Genomic DNA, 13,203 nt, shown 5'->3' with positions numbered 1-13,203 from the left:
ACGGCGCAGGGCCCCGAGCTGGCCACCCTACTAGCTCTCGGTGACGGAGCGGCACCCACCGGAGGCGCGCTGTGCACGGGCCGACGCATAGAGACATACGGCGGCGGCCGTGGCGAGGTTCAGGCTCTCGGCCTTCCCGTGGATGGGGACGCGCACGACGGCGTCGGCGAGGGCACGGGTCTCCTCGGGGAGCCCCCAGGCCTCGTTGCCGAACACCCAGGCGGTGGGTCCGCCCATCGTGCCCTTGTCCAGCTCCTCGTCCAGGTCGCGGTCACCGGCCCCGTCGGCGGCGAGGATCCGCACACCGGCGCCCTTCAGCCCCGCCACGGCCTGCTCGACGGGTACACCGACGGCGACCGGCAGATGGAACAGGGAGCCCACGGAGGCGCGTACGGCCTTGGGGTTGTACAGGTCGACGGAGGCGTCGGTGAGGAGGACCGCCTCGGCGCCGGCGGCGTCGGCACAGCGCAGCACGGTACCGGCGTTGCCCGGGTCACGGACATGGGCGAGCACGGCGACGAGCTTGGGCCGGGCGGCGAGGATCTCCTCGAAGGGGGTGTCCAGGAACCGGCAGACACCGACCAGCCCCTGCGGGGTGACGGTGGTGGAGATGTCGGCGATGACGTCCTCGGAGGCGAGGTGCACCCGGGCGCCGGCGCCGCGGGCCTCCCCGATGATGTCGGCGTACCGCTCCGCGGCCTCCACGGTGGCGAACAGCTCGACGAGGGTCGCCTGCCCATCGGCCCGATGCCCGGCGGCCTCCCGCACGGCCTGCGGTCCCTCGGCGAGGAACAGCCGGTCCTTGCCCCGGAAGTTCCGCTTGGCGAGCCGCCGCGCGGCGCTCACACGGGCGGAGCGGGGGGAGATCAGCTCGGGGCTGACGGGGGGCATGAAAGTCACCTCTGCTTCGAAACACAAGCGGACCCGCAGGCTTCCGCAGCCTGCGGGTCCCTTCAGTCACGTCGGCCTAGGGCCAGCGCGGCGTCACGCAGCCTTGGGGGCGTTCACGTCCGCCGGCAGCGCCTTCTGGGCGACCTCGACGAGGGCGGCGAAGGCACCCGCGTCGTTGACGGCCAGCTCGGCCAGGATCTTGCGGTCGACCTCGACGTTCGCGGCCTTCAGACCCTGGATGAAGCGGTTGTACGTGATGCCGTTGGCGCGGGCAGCGGCGTTGATGCGCTGGATCCACAGCTGACGGAAGTCACCCTTGCGCTTCTTGCGGTCGTTGTAGTTGTAGACCAGCGAGTGGGTGACCTGCTCCTTGGCCTTGCGGTACAGGCGCGAACGCTGACCGCGGTAGCCGGAGGCCTGCTCGAGGATCGCCCGGCGCTTCTTGTGGGCGTTGACTGCCCGCTTGACGCGTGCCACTTGTTAACTCCTTGTAGCGGGGTCGTGGGGGTACTCACACGACCCGGAAACGATTGGGTCCCGGTCCAGACGTAGGGCGCTCAGACGGCGCCGCGACGTCACTTGCCGAGAAGCTTCTTGATCTTCGCGGCGTCGCCCGGGGCCATCTCGGCGTTGCCGGTGAGGCGACGCGTCACGCGGGACGACTTGTGCTCGAGCAGGTGGCGCTTGCCGGCGCGCTCACGGAGCACCTTGCCGGAGCCGGTGACCTTGAAGCGCTTGCTGGCACCGCTGTGCGACTTGTTCTTCGGCATAGCGCCGTTCTCTCCTCGTCGGTGGCGTTCCGGTGCCCGGTCGCGAAACCGGGCACGGTGGAACGTCGCTCTTGTATCGGTTACATCCTCGGGGACTCGCGTCCCCCGGGATCACGCCTCGGCGGAAGCCTCGGCCGGAGCCTCTTCAGGCTGAGCGTCGGCGGCGTTCTGCGAACGACCGGGGTTCGCCTTCGCTTCGGCCTTGCGGGCCTCCTGCGCCTGACGCGCCTCGGCCATCGCCTCGGTCTTCTTCTTGTGCGGACCGAGAACCATGATCATGTTGCGGCCGTCCTGCTTCGGGTTCGACTCGACGAAACCGAGCTCCTGGACGTCCTCCGCCAGCCGCTGCAGCAGTCGGTAGCCGAGCTCCGGCCGGGACTGCTCGCGACCACGGAACATGATCGTGATCTTGACCTTGTCGCCCTGCTTGAGGAACCGGACGACGTGACCCTTCTTGGTGTCATAGTCGTGCGGGTCGATCTTCGGCCGGAGCTTCATCTCCTTGATGACCGTGTGCGCCTGGTTCTTGCGCGCCTCACGGGCCTTCATGGCCGACTCGTACTTGAACTTCCCGTAGTCCATGAGCTTGCACACGGGCGGACGGGCGTTCGCCGCGACCTCGACCAGGTCCAGGTCGTACTCCTGCGCAAGCTCCAGTGCCTTCGCCAGCGGGACGATGCCCACCTGCTCGCCACTGGGACCGACAAGTCGCACCTCGGGAACGCGAATCCGGTCGTTGATGCGGGGCTCGGCGCTGATGGATCCTCCTCGGTAGCACCACACGGCGGTCTGGCGGACAGCCGCGTATGTCTCTTTTCGTTAGACCTAACCGCGCCGAAGCACAAAAAATGCCCCGGACGATCACAGGCGGGGCTCCAACGGCAACCGGAGCACCATCGCGATGATCGCGGGGCGCACATCGGGCGACTCCATCGTCCGTACGGAACGATGGTGGCCGCCTGACCGGATGACCCGCCGTCCCGGAGGACGGTCAGGTGGGAGATCGGAGCCTCCACTTGTGGGCCGGACACAGTCATGTCCAGCCGGTCGCCCACCAGATTAGCAGGATCGCTTGACAAGGGCTAATTGAGGCCGGGCGGGCCTGATGAAGACACCCTCCCGCCCTCGCCTATCGTGTGGGGCATGAGTGAGACCCCTCCTGAGAACACCGACTTCGACGCGATGACCCGGGACATCGCCGAGGTCCCCGCCGTCGAGGTGATCGTGACGGTCGCCGTCAACCTGATGAGCGCCGCCGCCGTGAAGCTCGGGCTGAGCGAGGAGGGCGACAAGTACAAGGACCTGGACGAGGCCCGCAAGCTGATCACCGCGCTCGCCGGTCTGCTGGACGCGAGCGCGACCGAGATCAGCTCCTTCCACGCGGCCCCGCTGCGCGACGGCCTGAAGTCGCTGCAGCTGGCGTTCCGCGAGGCGTCGATCGTCCCGGACGAGCCGGGCCAGGGTCCGGGCGAGAAGTACACCGGGCCGGTCTACGGCTAGACCGGCCACGGCCGACCGGTCCCGGTACGCCGGCTCGTCCCCGGACGCCGACTCAATCCCGTACGAACAAGGGCTCGCCCGGAGGCGTGGTCCCGGCCGGCAGCAGTGCCAGGTCGAGGCCGCGCACCAGGCGGGCCCGCAGTGTTTCGTCCGCGGCCAGCCGCTCGGCGACCGCACGGGCGGCCTCGGCGGGCGCGGCGGCCGGGTCGAGGACGAGGGCGAGGGTGCCGTCGGCCTGTCCGGGCCCCAGGTGCGCGCGCAGGACGGCGGGCTCGGCGGCCACGGCGGTGCGGACGGCCTCGACGACGGCCGGGTCGGCGAGCGGGTCGGTGCTGGTACGGCCCTCGGCGAGGGCGAGCAGTACGGGGCCGGTCAGTTCGAAGGGCACCGGTCCGGCCAGGTCCAGGACGACCGTGTCCGCCTTCTCGTGCGCGGCGGCCTGCAGCGCCTGGTGCAGGGGTACGGCGACGGGGCGGGCGGCCGGGTCCCAGCGGGCCAGGGAGTCGGTGGAGGTGAAGGCGGGCAGGGCGGTGCGGTGTCCTGCCTTCAGCGTGGGTACGGCCATGTCGCTGGTCTTCTCACGGCGCAGCCCGTTCTCGTCCTCCTCGACCTCGCCCAGCACGGCCACCACGGGCACGAGCAACCGGGTGCCCTTGAGCGCCTCCAGGACGGGGCCGACGGCGGTGCGGTCCTCGGCCCAGGCGGCGAGCGCGGCGCTCAGCCGGGGGTCGGCGGAGCCGTCGTCGTCGGAGAAGCCGGGGTCGGGAATGTTCTTGTTCGCCACGGTCACCGACCCTATAGGGGGGAAGCTGCTGGGCTTGTGCGGGGCCGGAAACCGGGCCGTCACCGGCCTCACAGGAATCTCAGCATTCCCTGACGCAGATCTAACGTCCGTCTAACGGGGCGCACAGTCCCCGCCCCGAGCATCGCGGGCATGGAGTCCTCCAGAGCCGGCCGTCGCCGCCGTGCGCGCCGCTCCCGCCGCCCGCTGCTCTTCACCGCGCTCACCGTGGTCGCCGTCAGCGGGGTCACGGCGGGCGGCACGGTCTATGTGAAGGCGCGGGCGCACGCCGGTGCCGGAGCCGTATCGTCGGCGGGGTCGCCGTCGGCCTCCTCCTCGGTCACGGCGGGCGAGGAGGCATCGGTGGAACCCGCGACTTCGCCTTCGGCCGTCGACCGGAAGGCGCTGCTGTCCAAGGCCATGGCCGCGGTGAGCGTGCCGTCCGGCGCGAAGGTGTCGGCGGCGGTGCTGGAAATGGACTCCGGGGAGAGTGCCGGGTACGGCGAGGCCGCCTTCGACACGGCGAGCATCGTCAAGGTCGACATCCTGGCCACGCTGCTGCTGCAGGCGCAGGATGCCGGGCGGCACCTGACGGCTTCCGAGAAGGCGTACGCCACGAAGATGATCGAGAACAGCGACAACGCGTCCGCGACGGCGCTGTGGCACACGATCGGGCGGGCCGAGGGGTTGGACGCGGCGAACGAGCGGTTCGGCCTTTCGGCGACCTCGGGTGGTGACGGTGAGCTGTGGGGGCTGACTCAGACCACGGCGGCGGATCAACTGGCGTTGCTTCAGCAGGTGTTCGGCGAGGAGTCGGTGCTGAGTGCGGCCTCGCGGACGTATGTGCAGGGGCTGATGAAGGGTGTGGAGGCCGATCAGCAGTGGGGGGTCTCGGCTGCGGCCGTGGGGTCTTCGTGGGCTGTGAAGAACGGGTGGCTGGCGCGTAGTACGACCGGGCTGTGGGACGTCAACAGCATCGGGCGGGTGACGGTGGACGGCTCCGACTACCTGGTGGCCGTGTTGTCCAAGGGGACGGTGAGCCAGGCGAAGGGGATCACGTTGGTGGAGGCTGCCGCGAAGGCGGCGGTGTCCTCGTTCGCCTCGGCTTAGGAAGTTGTCCTGCGGCTTCTCCAGAGGACCACCGCCGCTACCAGCAGAACTCCGCCGACGCTGCCTGCCAGGGGGCCCGCCCAGTCGGAGGTGGACGTGGTGGACTTGGGGGTGTCCGGGCCGGGGCCGAAGTACTTCTTGCCGTACGGCGCCGTGTGCAGGTGCTGTGGCTTGAGCCCGGCCGCTGCCTTGAGGGCCGCTGCGGGGTCGATCATGCCGAAGCCGCGGGAGTCGTCGCGGCCGCCCACGGGGGCGTCGCGGGCCGTGTCCTCCAGGAGCTTCTTGATCTGGGCCGGGGTCAGGGCGGGGTGGGCCGCCTTGATCAGGGCGGCGGCGCCCGAGACGAAGGCGGAGGCGGCCGAGGTGCCCCAGCCTTCGTAGTACTTGTGGTCGGGGTCGGCGATCACGACGTTCACGCCGGGTGCGCTGACCGCGGCGTACCAGCGGCGGGTGGAGAAGGACGCGCGCGTGCCGAACTTGTCCACGGCGGTGGCCGCGATGACGCCCGGGTAGGCAGCCGGGTAGGAGACGTGGTCGCCCTTGTCGCCGCCGTTGCCCGCGGAGGCGACGACGACCACGCCCTTCTTCAGGGCGTACTGCACTGCCTCGTCCTCGCTGGGCTCCGGGTGGGCGGAGTTGGAGTCGTCGCCGAGGGAGAGGTTGATGACGTCGGCGCCGTGGTCGGCGGCCCAGCGGATGCCGTCGGCGAGGGCGTTGCCGCGGGTGGTGCGGGCCTTGGCGCGGGCGGGGTCGCCGTCCTCGAGGATGACCCGCACGGGCAGGATCTTCGCCTGGGGCGCGACGCCCATGACGCCCTCGCTGTTGCCGGGGCCGTGGCCGTGCCCGGCGATGATGCCGGCCATGGCGGTGCCGTGCCGGGCCCAGGTGCGGTCGCCGGGCCCGGCGCCGAAGCCGATCATGTCCTTGGTGGACAGGACGTTTCCGGCCAGGTCCGGGTGGTCGGCCTCGACTCCGGTGTCCAGCACGGCGACGGTGACGCCCTGGCCCTTGGTGGTGCGCCAGGCCTCGTCGAGGTGGAGGGCGGACAGGCCCCACTGCTGGGCGCGGATGCCGTCGGCGTGGGCCGCGGCGGAGGGCAGCAGGACGAGGGAGCCGGCGAGCAGGAGGCTCACCGCCGGCCCGGTCACCCGCACGCGGCGGTGGCCGCGCGTCGATCGCCTCATGACGGTTTCTCCGTGGCCGAGCTGACGGTCTGACGCAGCCGCCGTTCGACGCGGTCGGCCAGGCCCTGCGCCTCGTTGCCGAGACCGGCCTGGGCGGGTGCCGAGGTGGCGCCGGAGCGGAGGGCGTCCGCGGCGGGCTGGGGCGAGTCGACGGTGCGGCCGTCGGCCCAGCCGGAGACGGCGTAGGCGACGACGGGGGCGTCGGTGAGGACGGAGAGGGTCCAGGTGGCGCGCTGCTTGTAGCCGAAGGCGGCAGCGGCGGTGCCCTTGGCGGCGTACGGCCGGGGCATCAGGTCGCTGCGGCGGTCCAGGTGCTCGTCGCGGAAGCGGGCGGCGAGCGACGACATGGCGGCGGAGTCGGCCTTCGTGAACAGCAGGCCGACGGTGGTGACGTAGGTCTGGGTGGCGTCGGTGTAGGTGGCGCGCAGGAGCCGCTGGCAGCCGACGGGGGCGAGGGCCTTGTGCAGCAGCGGGTCGAAGGCGTCGGCGCACCTGCCGTCCGGGGCGACGGCGATCCGCGTCCAGCTCCGGTCGGCGCCACCGGGTCCGGCGCCGGTGCCCTGGAGGGTGGGCGGGAAGAGCCGGTCGACGGGCACGTTGTGCCACAGTGTCGCGGCCGCGGTGAACCCGTTCCCGGCCGGGCCGTCGCCGCCGTCCCCGGTGAGCCAACTCCCGGTCACGGCACCGCCGATGAGGCCGAGCCCGAGGACCAGGCAGGCGGCGGCAGCGGCGGTCCGGGGACCTACTCGCACCCCCAGCGGCCGCGCCCGCATCCGCTCGTCGTACCCCTCGGGCTCCCCGAACGACACGACGGGCCGAGCGGCCGCCCCGGCACTCCAGGAGAGCGCCGGGTCCGGCGAAGCCGGCGGAGGACTCACCGGGTGCGCGGGGTCGCTCGGGCTCCAGGCGTTCCGGAGGCCACGCGCCGGGGGCCTGGGGGGTGGCAGCGGGGAGGCCGGGCGGGTGCCGGCAGGGGCCTGCGCGGAGGCAGGACGGCCGGCGGCCGACGTGGACGCAGAACCCGCACGACCCGGAGCCGACTCCCCCGCACGACCCGCGGCCGGCGTGGACGCGGGGCCAGGGCGCTGCGGCTCGGCCGCCGACCGGATCGGCCGCAGCGGGGCGGTCGTCTCCGAGAGGGACTCCGCGGGCGCTGCGGGGCGGCGGGGCGGTGTGCCCGTGTACGGCGTTGCCGCGGCATCCGCACGGCCGGGAGCGGACTCCGCCGGACGGCCGGCAGACGGCGTGGCCGCGGAATCCTGACGGCCAGGAGCGGTCTCCCCCGGACGACCCGCGGCCGACGTGGCCGCAGAACCCGCACGGCCCGGAGCGGACTCCCCCTGACGGCCGGCGAACGGTGTGGCTGCAGAACCCGCGCCGCCGGGAGCGAACTCACCCGGACGACCCGCGGCCGACGTGGACGCAGAACCCGCACCGCCGGGAGCGGACTCCCCCCGACCACCCGCGGCCGGCGTGGACGCGGGGCCAGGGCGCTGCGGCTCGGTCGCCGATCGGATCGGGCGGAGCCGGGTCGTCGTCTCCGTCAGGGACTCCGCAGGTGCTCCCGGTCGCGGCGGTACCTTCGTGCCGGCCCGCTCGGCGCGTGCCTTGCGGCCCGTGCTCGGTGCCGTGTCGGGGAGGCGGGCCGCGCTCGGCGGGGTGTCGGGGAAGCGGGCCGAGGCAGGGGGTGGCGGCGGGCTCACCGGGTCGGGAGCCTCGGGTACGGCGGAGGGCCGGAAGGGGGCGAAGCGGGCGGAGCCCGCGCCGGGCGCCTGCGCGGGGCGCTCGGGCGGCGCCTGCGTGGTCGCGTTCCGCGTGGCGCGGGGTGCGAACACGGAGGGCTCTTCGTCGAGGTCCTCGGAGCCCGGTGCGGCCGGGACCGGCGCCGACCCCGCGGAAACCGTCCGGTACCCGGCCGGTACGCGGGCGCCCGTCGGTGCCGACGGTCCGGCCGTCGGTGCTCCCGCGGGCGGGGCCGGTGACGGGGGTTCGGGGGTGTGGCCGGGGGTGTGGCCGGGAGGCGGATTCGTCGGGCGTGGCGGTACGGGGGCGCGGCGCGCTTCCGTGCTCATGCACCCCCCGTTTCCTCGTGCCCGGGCCGTTTCCTCGTACGCGGGCCGTCGTGCTCCTCGGCCGCGCCCGGGGCGAAGACTCCGTCCGGGCACGCATACCCGTACGGCTGGACCGGCATCCCGGTTCAGATGAAGTGGCCGGGCACGTTCCGTCGTACGTGCGCGTCACTCTACGGGTTGTCCGGGAGAGAACGAGAACCAGTCCACGAGCCCGGGGCATCTGCCCGGAACGTCCCCCTACCCTGCGGTAATCCTGTCTGGCAGGCTTCCGTCATGACTGCGCGTGCCGCTGATCGGGCCCGTTACGACCGGGCCACCGCCCATCTCGACGCCCCGCTGGCGATCGTGGACCTGGACGCCTTCGACGCCAACGCGGACGATCTGGTCCGCCGTGCCGCCGGAAAGCCGGTCCGGGTCGCGAGCAAGTCGGTCCGCTGCCGGGCCCTGCTGGAACGCGTCCTGGCCAGGGACGGCTTCCAGGGCATCATGTCGTTCACCCTCGCCGAGTCGCTGTGGCTCGCGCGTTCGGGGTTCGACGACATCCTGCTGGCCTATCCGTCCGCCGACCGGTCCGGTTTCGCCGAGCTGGCCGCCGACCCCAAGCTCGCGAGCGCCGTCACGGTGATGATCGACGACGTCGCCCACCTCGACCTCATCGACGCGGCCCGCGACGGCGGGCGTGAAGTGGTGCGGGTCTGCCTGGAGTTGGACACCTCACTGAAGCTGCTGGGCGGCCGGTTCCGGGTGGGCGCGCTGCGTTCGCCGCTGCACTCGCCCGCCCAACTCGCCGAGCTGGCCCGGGCCGTGGCCCGGCGGCCGGGCTTCAGGCTGGTGGGCATCATGGCGTACGAGGGGCACGTCGCCGGGGTCGGGGACTCCGTGGCGGGGCGGCCGCTGCGGTCGCGGGCGATCCGGCTGATGCAGGCCACCGCGAAGCGTGAGCTGGTCGAGCGGCGCGCCGCCGTGGTGCGGGCGGTGCGGGCCGTGGCGCCCGACCTGGAGTTCGTCAACGGCGGTGGCACGGGCAGTGTGCAGCACACCGCCGCCGAGGACGCGGTCACGGAGATCGCGGCGGGCTCCGGCCTGTACGTGCCGCGGCTCTTCGACAACTACACGTCCTTCAGCGGCCGTCCGGCCGCCCTGTTCGCCCAGCCGGTCGTACGGCGGCCGGGCGTGGGTGTCGTGACCGTGCTCGGCGGCGGCTATCCGGCCTCCGGCGCGGCCGGTCCCGACCGGCTGCCGGTGCCGTACCTGCCGGAGGGGCTCAGGTACGACCCGCAGGAAGGCCCCGGCGAGGTGCAGACCCCGCTGCTGGGCTCGCCCGCCGACGATCTGCTGATCGGCGACAAGGTGTGGTTCCGGCACGCCAAGGCGGGCGAACTGTGCGAGCGGTTCGAGGTGCTGCAGCTGGTCGAGGGGGACGCGGTGACGGCGACCGTGCCCACCTATCGGGGTGAGGGGCAGACCTTCCTCTGAGTGCCGTTCAGTAGACCGTGTCGGCCCGGTCCGGCACCACCGAGCCGTCGGCGCGCCGGAGCGGTCCGAGCGTGCCGTCGGGGTGGGTGCGGGCGGTGGTCGCGCACGGGTACGGCTCCGGCCGGCGCGGCAGCGGGGCGATGAACATGGGGTTCACCAGCCAGTGGCCGTCGGCGTCGTCGTACGCCCGGCACATGAGTTCCGGCTTGTTGCGGTTGATCACGAGGTGGGCGCCGGTGGCGTCCCCGACGAAGGTGACGTCGGTGTCGGCGTCGCCGGCCGCGAGCGCGGGCCGCCGCCTCCGGGGCTGCCGCTGCCAGGCCGCGGCGCCCTGGACGCCGTAGACCTCCTGGTTGATCCAGCAGCGCTTGCCGTCGATGTAGGGGATCACCGCACCCCGGGTCGCGGGGACGCCGCCGCAGCCCTCGTTCCACACGGTGATCCGGCCCCGGCGGTCCAGGACCGGGCGGATGGCGATGGTGTGGGCCGCGTCGACGCCGACCGCCCGGGACCAGACCTCGGTGACGGGTTCGGCGCCCGCCGAGACGACGTACACCTCGAATCCGGCTCGCCGCAGGGTGCGGATCAGGTCACGCTGCTGGTCGTAGTAGCGGACGTAGGCGGGGACCGTGCGGGTGCCCAGGGTGCGGGTCGCGCCGACGGGGGCGGCGAGGGCCTCGCGGCGGGCTGACCTGGCGTAGGAGGCCAGGTCGGCGGGGGTGCGGCCGGCGAAGAGCTGGGGGACCCAGGCGTACTGCGGGACCGTGCGCCGGTGGTTCCAGTGGCCGGCGAAGGCGGGGGCGCCGCTCGTCGTGGTGCCGGTCTCGCGGATCCGCACGATCTCGTCCGTGCAGCGCGGGCGGGTCGAGGTGCGCAGGGGCGTGCCGGCGCCGGTGCCGCAGGCGGCCGTGAGGGCGTGGTCGGCGGCGTCGGTCAGCCAGACGCTGGTGCCCTTCCAGCGGGCAGGGCGCAGAAGCCGGTCGTGGCGCAGGGCCCAGGAGAGGGTGGCGTCGGTGACGTCGTTCTTGGTGACCGTGTTGTCCCAGTCGAACGTGGCCACCGCGCCCCGGTACCCGGAGCAGGTGCCGTAGGCGTCGATGACCTGCTGGAGGTGGGCGCGGTTGGCGCCGTACCAGGTACCGGTCAGCCGGGGGCAGTTGTGAGCGGCTGCCGGCGATGCGGTGGGCGCGGCCGCCAGGACGGCGGCCGCTGCCAGGGTCCACGCGAGATGGTGTCGCATACGCGCGGACCGTACACCTTTGCCCCTACAGGGGCGTGACGTACGCGCCCGAGATTCCGCCGTCCACCAGGAAGTCGGTGGCGTTGACGAAGGAGGAGTCGTCGCTGGCCAGGAAGGCGACGGCGGCGGCGATCTCCTCGGCCTCGGCGAACCGGCCGACGGGGATGTGGACGAGGCGGCGGGCGGCCCGCTCCGGGTCCTTGGCGAACAGCTCCTGCAGGAGCGGGGTGTTCACCGGGCCCGGGCAGAGGGCGTTGACCCGGATGCCCTCGCGGGCGAACTGCACGCCCAGTTCGCGGGACATGGCGAGTACGCCGCCCTTGGAGGCCGTGTACGAGATCTGCGAGGTGGCCGCGCCCATCCGGGCCACGAAGGACGCCGTGTTGATGATGGAGCCCTTGCCCTGGCGGCGCATGTACGGGATGGCGGCCTTGCAGCACAGGTAGACGGAGGTGAGGTTGACCTCCTGGACCCGCTTCCAGGCCTCCAGGCCGGTCTCCAGGATGGAGTCGTCGTCGGGCGGGGAGATGCCGGCGTTGTTGAAGGCGACGTCGACGCTGCCGTAGGTGTCGTAGGCGGTCTTGAACAGCGCCTCGACCTGCTCGGGGTCGGTGACGTCGACCTTGACGAAGATCCCGCCGACCTCGTCGGCGGCGGCCTTGCCGCGGACCTCGTCGACGTCGCCGCAGACCACGTGCGCGCCCTCGGAGGCGAGGCGGCGGGCGGCGGCGAGGCCGATGCCGCTGCCGGCTCCGGTGACGACGGCGGTACGGCCGACCAGGCGGCGGCAAACGATGTTGTCGGTCACAGTGCGGGGCCCTCCGTGCTGATGAAGACGTTCTTGGTTTCGGTGAAGGCGGTCAGGGCGTCCGGGCCCAGCTCACGGCCGAGGCCGGACTGCTTGAAGCCGCCGAACGGGGTCCAGTAGCGGACGCTGGAGTGGGAGTTGACGGACAGGTTGCCCGCGCGGACGGCCTGGGAGACGCGCAGGGCGCGGCCGACGTCCCGGGTCCAGATGGAGCCGGAGAGGCCGTAGGGGGTGTCGTTGGCGAGGCGGATCGCGTCCTGTTCGTCGGTGAAGGGGAGGAGGACGGCGACGGGGCCGAAGATCTCCTCGCGGGCCGCCGCGCTGCCCGGCCGCTCCCCCGTGAGGACGGTCGGCGGGAACCAGAAGCCGGGTCCGTCGGGGGCGCTGCCGCGCAGGGCCGGGGCGTCCTCGGGTACGTACGACCGTACGCGCTCCAGCTGCTGACGGGAGATCAGCGGACCCATCTGGGTCTTCTCGTCGGCCGGGTCGCCCACCACGACGGCCGCCAACGCGTCGGCGAGGAAGTCGCGGGCCTCCTCGTACACCGACTCCTGGACGAGGATGCGGGTGCGGGCGCAGCAGTCCTGCCCCGAGTTGTCCAGGAAGGAGAAGGGGTCGAGGGCGGACCTGAGGTCGGCGTCGGCGAAGACGACGTTGGGGCTCTTGCCGCCGAGTTCCAGGGTGACCGGCTTGACGAGCTTCGCGCAGTGCTCCATGACCTCACGGCCGGTGCGGGTGGAGCCGGTGAACACGATCTTGGCGACGTCGGGATGGTCGACCAGGGCGCGGCCCGCGGTGTGGCCGTAGCCGGGGAGGACCTGGAACACCCCCTCGGGCAGGCCCGCCTCCAGTGCGAGTCCGGCCAGGCGCAGAGCCGTCAGCGGGGTGGTCTCGGCGGGCTTGAGGAGGACGGCGTTGCCCGCGGCGAGGGCCGGGAAGGAGCCCCAGGCGGCGATCGGCATGGGGAAGTTCCACGGGGCGATCACGCCGACGACGCCCAGGGGTTCGTGGAAGGTGACGTCCCAGCCGCCGGGTGCGGGGATCTGCCTGCCGAGGAGGCGTTCGGCGCCGCCGGCCGCGTAGAGCAGCAGGTCGCGGGCGTTGCCGGCCTCCCAGCGGGCGTTGCCGAGGGTGTGGCCGGCCTCGCGGACCTCCAGCCGGGCCAGTTCGTCGATGTGGGCGTCGACGACGTCGGCGAAACGGCGCAGCTGGCGGGCGCGGTCGGCGGGCGGGAGGGCGGCCCATTTCTCCTGGGCGCGCGAGGCCCGTACGACGGCGGCGTCCACCTCGGCCGCGTCGGCGGCGGGGACGGTGGCGACGACCTCCTCGGTGGCGGGGTTGAGGACCTTCAGCTCGTGCGGGTCGGACACG

13 protein-coding genes are annotated in these 13,203 nt (G+C 72.9%); 3 read left to right on the top strand and 10 right to left on the bottom strand.

The features are described 5' to 3' along the window. Positions 1-30: 30 nt before the first annotated feature. From ACWC5O_RS29705 to infC, 4 genes are all read right to left on the bottom strand, one after another. Positions 31-891, bottom strand: a complete 861-nt coding sequence (locus ACWC5O_RS29705) for a TrmH family RNA methyltransferase (RefSeq protein WP_450584293.1) — start codon at positions 889-891, stop codon at positions 31-33. 93 nt (positions 892-984) lie between these two features. After that, positions 985-1,368, bottom strand: coding sequence for a 50S ribosomal protein L20 (rplT, locus tag ACWC5O_RS29700; RefSeq protein WP_055492778.1), 384 nt, complete (start codon positions 1,366-1,368; stop codon positions 985-987). A gap of 98 nt (positions 1,369-1,466) precedes the next feature. Next, the gene (gene rpmI / locus ACWC5O_RS29695; protein WP_004933563.1) at positions 1,467-1,661 is read right to left on the bottom strand and encodes a 50S ribosomal protein L35; all 195 of its coding nucleotides are present in this window, start codon (positions 1,659-1,661) and stop codon (positions 1,467-1,469) included. A 111-nt stretch (positions 1,662-1,772) separates the two neighbouring features. After that, on the bottom strand, positions 1,773-2,444 hold the full coding sequence (infC, locus tag ACWC5O_RS29690; protein WP_450584295.1) for a translation initiation factor IF-3: 672 nt from the start codon (positions 2,442-2,444) through the stop codon (positions 1,773-1,775). A 360-nt stretch (positions 2,445-2,804) separates the two neighbouring features. Between infC and ACWC5O_RS29685 the strand changes: the two genes are divergently transcribed. Next, positions 2,805-3,161 carry a DUF1844 domain-containing protein gene (locus ACWC5O_RS29685; RefSeq protein ID WP_116152135.1) on the top strand — a complete coding sequence of 119 codons (357 nt, stop codon included), beginning with the start codon at positions 2,805-2,807 and terminating at the stop codon, positions 3,159-3,161. A 52-nt stretch (positions 3,162-3,213) separates the two neighbouring features. On the opposite strand, the gene ACWC5O_RS29680 is transcribed toward ACWC5O_RS29685, so the two are convergent. Then, a complete protein-coding gene (locus tag ACWC5O_RS29680) occupies positions 3,214-3,945 on the bottom strand; it encodes an SseB family protein (protein WP_450584297.1) in 732 nt (243 codons plus the stop codon). Between the two features lie 150 nt (positions 3,946-4,095). Between ACWC5O_RS29680 and ACWC5O_RS29675 the strand changes: the two genes are divergently transcribed. Beyond that, on the top strand, positions 4,096-5,052 hold the full coding sequence (locus ACWC5O_RS29675) for a serine hydrolase (RefSeq protein ID WP_450584299.1): 957 nt from the start codon (positions 4,096-4,098) through the stop codon (positions 5,050-5,052). Here ACWC5O_RS29675 and mycP read toward each other — a convergent pair. Beyond that, positions 5,049-6,236, bottom strand: a complete 1,188-nt coding sequence (gene mycP, locus ACWC5O_RS29670) for a type VII secretion-associated serine protease mycosin (RefSeq protein ID WP_450584301.1) — start codon at positions 6,234-6,236, stop codon at positions 5,049-5,051. The two genes, ACWC5O_RS29675 and mycP, sit on opposite strands and share 4 nt — an antisense overlap. Further along, positions 6,233-7,045, bottom strand: coding sequence for a hypothetical protein (locus tag ACWC5O_RS29665; RefSeq protein ID WP_450584303.1), 813 nt, complete (start codon positions 7,043-7,045; stop codon positions 6,233-6,235). The genes mycP and ACWC5O_RS29665 overlap by 4 nt, the downstream gene beginning before the upstream one ends. Positions 7,046-8,581: 1,536 nt before the next feature. On the opposite strand from ACWC5O_RS29665, the gene ACWC5O_RS29660 reads away from it, so the two are divergent. Beyond that, positions 8,582-9,784: an amino acid deaminase/aldolase gene (locus ACWC5O_RS29660; protein ID WP_450584304.1), complete on the top strand. Its 1,203-nt coding sequence runs from the start codon at positions 8,582-8,584 to the stop codon at positions 9,782-9,784. A gap of 7 nt (positions 9,785-9,791) precedes the next feature. On the opposite strand, the gene ACWC5O_RS29655 is transcribed toward ACWC5O_RS29660, so the two are convergent. The 3 genes from ACWC5O_RS29655 to ACWC5O_RS29645 are packed head-to-tail and all read right to left on the bottom strand — an operon-like array spanning position 9,792 to position 13,202. Beyond that, complete coding sequence (locus ACWC5O_RS29655; RefSeq protein WP_450584306.1) at positions 9,792-11,024, bottom strand: haloacid dehalogenase-like hydrolase; 1,233 nt, start codon at positions 11,022-11,024, stop codon at positions 9,792-9,794. Positions 11,025-11,049: 25 nt separating this feature from the next. After that, complete coding sequence (locus ACWC5O_RS29650; RefSeq protein WP_450584308.1) at positions 11,050-11,832, bottom strand: 3-oxoacyl-ACP reductase; 783 nt, start codon at positions 11,830-11,832, stop codon at positions 11,050-11,052. Continuing rightward, positions 11,829-13,202: an aldehyde dehydrogenase family protein gene (locus ACWC5O_RS29645; RefSeq protein ID WP_450584309.1), complete on the bottom strand. Its 1,374-nt coding sequence runs from the start codon at positions 13,200-13,202 to the stop codon at positions 11,829-11,831. The genes ACWC5O_RS29650 and ACWC5O_RS29645 overlap by 4 nt, the downstream gene beginning before the upstream one ends. Position 13,203 lies beyond the last annotated feature (1 nt).

It is taken from the genome of Streptomyces sp. NPDC001450 (genome assembly GCF_053597295.1).
This window is presented reverse-complemented; position numbering and strand designations above follow the sequence as displayed.